Consider the following 3,745-nt stretch of genomic DNA (forward strand, 5'->3'; position numbering starts at 1 on the left):
CCCGTCGGTCGCCGGCGGGGCGCGGTGCCGCCGCGGCTCCGGGCGCCGGGGCAGGCAAGGGCGGCCCGACCTGGGCGGCCGGTGCGATGCCACCCACCCAGGGCGGACGCTACCTCTATGTCTCCACCCGCGGTGACGACCGCGCCGACGGGCGTTCGCGGGCCACCGCGCTGCGGACCCTGCAACGCGCCGCGGACCTGACCGAGCCGGGGGACACCGTGCTGGTCGGCGGCGGCGAGTACCGGGCGCCAGGTCGGGCGAACGTGCTGGGAGTGACCCGCTCCGGCACTGCGCGACGGTGGATCACCTACGCCGCGTACCCCGGCGAGCGGCCCGTCGTGCGGGCAACCGGCTGGCAGGGCATCAGCGTGCGCGCCGCGTACGTCACGGTGGCCGGCTTCACGGTGATCGGATCCCGGGCCACGCTGACCCCGGCGCAGATCGCCAAGGCCAAGCGCAACGACATCTCCGACGTCGAGGTCACCAGCAACTGCATCGCGGTGGACGAGTGGGCCAAGGCCGACCCACCGCATCGGCCCCACCACGTCGTGGTCTGGGGGAACACCGTCACCGACTGCCCCCTGGTGGGCATCGCGGCGCAGTACGCCGACTACGTGACCATCGCGTACAACGAGGCGGCCCGCAACGGCTGGTGGTCGCCGTTCGGTGGCAGCGGCATCTCGGTGTTCGGCGGCTGGAACTCCGACGGCAACACCGGCTACAAGATGATCGTGCGGGGCAACGTCACCCACGACAACTGGAACAAGGTGCCCTGCCGGTGCAGTGGCTTCACGAAGATCACCGACGGGAACGGCATCATCGTCGATTCCCACGACAATGCCGACGTGGCCGGCCCGCCACTGTTCCAGAAGCCGTACGCCGGGCGCACCCTGGTGGAGAACAACATTTCCTACAACAATGGAGGCCGGGGCATCAACGTGTTCAAGAGTGACCATGTCGACGTGGTCAACAACACCCTTTACCACAATGCGCGGCATCCGGCGATCGAGACCGACCTCGGGGTGACCAAGGCGCGCGACGTGCGGGTGGCCAACAACATCGTCGTCGCCGCCGGGGGTAAGCCGGCGGTCCAGGTGGGCGCCGCCGTCGACGTCCGGCTCACCAGCAACCTCGTGGTCGGCGTCTCCAGGGCGCCCGCCGACCCGGGTGCGCTCACCGGCGACCCCCGGTTCGTCGCCCCCGACGCCGGCGACTTCCGGCTCAAGCCGGACAGCCCGGCGATCGACAGCGGCGTAGCCGCGCTGGCGCCCTCCACCGACGGCCGGCGGGTCCCCCGCGCCGGTCGGGTCGACCGCGGCGCGCTCGAGCGAGCCTGAGACCCGGGACGCGTCCGCCCCGCCCCTCCGGCGCGGGGCGGACGCGTCCCGGGTGACCAGAGCGCCGAATTCCGGTAACGCCCGGCCCGGTTCCGGGGTCCCTTCGGGCGGCCGTCCACACGGACGAGCCGTCGAAGGAGGAGACGTGAACGGTTCCGACCGCCCCCGATCGTCCCGTGACACGGGCCGCCGCGACCGACCCGGCGGCGCGACCGGCCCTCGACGGAGGCTCCGATGAACTGGGCCGACCTGACCGCGTTCCACGTGTTGACCGAGGAACGGCACTTCACCCGGGCCGCCGCCCGGCTGGGCACGTCCCAGCCCGCGGTCTCGGTGCGGATCGCCCGCCTGGAACGGGCGCTCGGCGCGCGGCTGGTCGACCGGACCTCCCGCGGAGCGCTTCCGACCCCCGCCGGCCGGCGACTCGCCGAGTGGGTGGCCGCCACCCGGCGCGGCTGGGACGAGATCCGGTTGGTGGTCGCCGAGACGGCCACGAGCGACACCAGCGGCGGCGCCCGCGGCAGGAGCACCCGCGGGCGTGACCGCGCTACGACGGCGCCGCAGCGGGTGCGGATCGGGACGGCCCGCTTCGCCGGTCACCACGCCGTCGACCGCCTCGGCCGGCAGCAGCCACGGATCGACTGGGCGCTGCGGACCACTGCCGGCCCGACCGCGCTCGTCGAGCGACTCCTCCTCGATGAGGTGCAGATCGGGTTCTGGTGCGCCTGGCCGTACACGCCCCCGGTCGACCTGTCCGGCCTGCGGGAATTCGCCGTGCGGCAACTGCCGCTCGTCGTGGCGCTGACCGACACGCACCGGCTCGCCGGCGACGACGGGCCGGTCGACCTCGCGGACCTCGCCGGTGAGGAGTGGGTGGCCGGCGCGGACCCGGAACTCCGCGAGGCGCTGCGACGCGTCTGCCGCCAGGCCGGTGGCTTCCGGCCGGTGATCACCCACGTCACCGACGACCAGGCGCAGGTCGCGGCGTTGGTCGCGGCGGGACGGGCGGTGACCGTCGAGGTCGCGAGCACGCCACCCGCGACCGGAGTGGTCCGGCGCCCGGTCCTGGACGCGCCGGCGGCCACGCTCCGCCTGGCCTGGCGACCGGGCGCCGTGCCGGAAAGCCTGGTCCGCGACGTGCTGCGCTCCCTCGCCGACGACACCGCCCACCTCGACGCCGAGCCCGGCGTCTCCGTCGGATCCGTGGTCCCGCCCCGGTCCGATCTTCGGTGCGCGCCGGTCACCGGGCCCGGACGGGATGACGTCCCCGGGTCGGACGGCGCGGGTGGACCGGTCGCGTGGAGCGGCCGGGACGTCCGTGATCCGGAAACCCGGAGCCGGCGCGGAGCGCCGGACCCGGCGGATCGACGACGCCTCGTCCGATCCGCGGATCCGGGCGCTGCCCGGCCGCGCGGCCGGTCGGTTCCCGTCCACCACCGGCCCGCCGGGGAACCCCGACCGGCCGACCCCCATCCCGATCGGGCTAGCCTCGCTCGTCCGGCGCCGAGCGCCCCCACCGCTTGGTTCCCCGCCCGCGGAGCGCAGGAGCGACCACGATGACGGCCAGCGAGGAGACGACCCGGTTGGTCCGCTCGGCCCAGGGTGGTGATCGGCGGGCGCTGGACCGGCTGCTGCGCACCAGCCTCCCACTGGTGTACAACCTCGCCGCGCGCAGCCTGGAACCCGCGGACGCGGACGACGTCACCCAGGAGACGATGATCCGTGCCGTCCGAGGGCTGCCAGGGTTGCGTGAGCCGGCCACGTTCCGCGCCTGGCTGACCACCATCGCCCTGAACGAGACCCGACGGCGCGCAGCCCGGACCGTCGCGCACCGCCGGTCGGTGCTGCTGCTGGACCCGGACGTGCTGCCCGCCACGGCCGACCCGACGGACGACGACGCCGCCAATCGGCGCGACCTCGGCCTGCAACGCCGGCAACTGGCCGAGGCGACCGGCTGGCTGGACGCCGACGACCGGGAGCTGCTGGGCCTGTGGTGGCTGACCCAGCTGGGTCGACTCGACCGCGCCGATGTCGCGCGCTCGCTGGGCATCTCGCCGGCGCACGCCCGGGTCCGCCTGCACCGGCTCCGGTCCCGGCTGGCCACGGCCCGGCGCATCGTGGCCGCTGGGCAGGCCGCCGGCCAGCGGGACGGCTGTGTCGAGCTGCGGCGCACCCTGGCCGGCTGGGACGGGGTGCCGTCCCGAGTCTGGCGCAAGCGTCTCGCCCGGCACGTGGACGGCTGCCGCCGCTGCGCCGGAACCGGGGCGCACCTGCTGTCTCCGGAGCGGCTGCTCGCCGCGACGCCGCTGTTGTTGCCGCCGACGCACCTGCTCCCGTCGGCCGAGCACGCCCTGCCCGGAGCGCTCGCCACGCCCACCGGTGGCGCGGCGTCCGTGCGGCCCGATCCG

Annotated in this window: 3 protein-coding genes; all 3 read left to right on the forward strand. The window is 75.1% G+C overall.

The annotated features are described in order from the left end of the window. Nucleotides 1–1,337 (forward strand): right-handed parallel beta-helix repeat-containing protein (locus HUW36_RS27910; protein ID WP_217428889.1); only part of this gene is annotated, 1,337 nt, incomplete at its 5' end. Nucleotides 1,338–1,571: 234 nt separating this feature from the next. After that, nucleotides 1,572–2,897, forward strand: a complete 1,326-nt coding sequence (locus HUW36_RS27915; RefSeq protein WP_174530862.1) for a LysR family transcriptional regulator — start codon at nucleotides 1,572–1,574, stop codon at nucleotides 2,895–2,897. Next, on the forward strand, nucleotides 2,894–3,745 hold an 852-nt coding region (locus HUW36_RS27920; protein ID WP_174530863.1), incomplete at its 3' end, for an RNA polymerase sigma factor. The genes HUW36_RS27915 and HUW36_RS27920, both read left to right, overlap by 4 nt.

It is taken from the genome of Micromonospora maritima (genome assembly GCF_902825405.1).
Lineage (GTDB): Bacteria > Actinomycetota > Actinomycetes > Mycobacteriales > Micromonosporaceae > Micromonospora > Micromonospora maritima.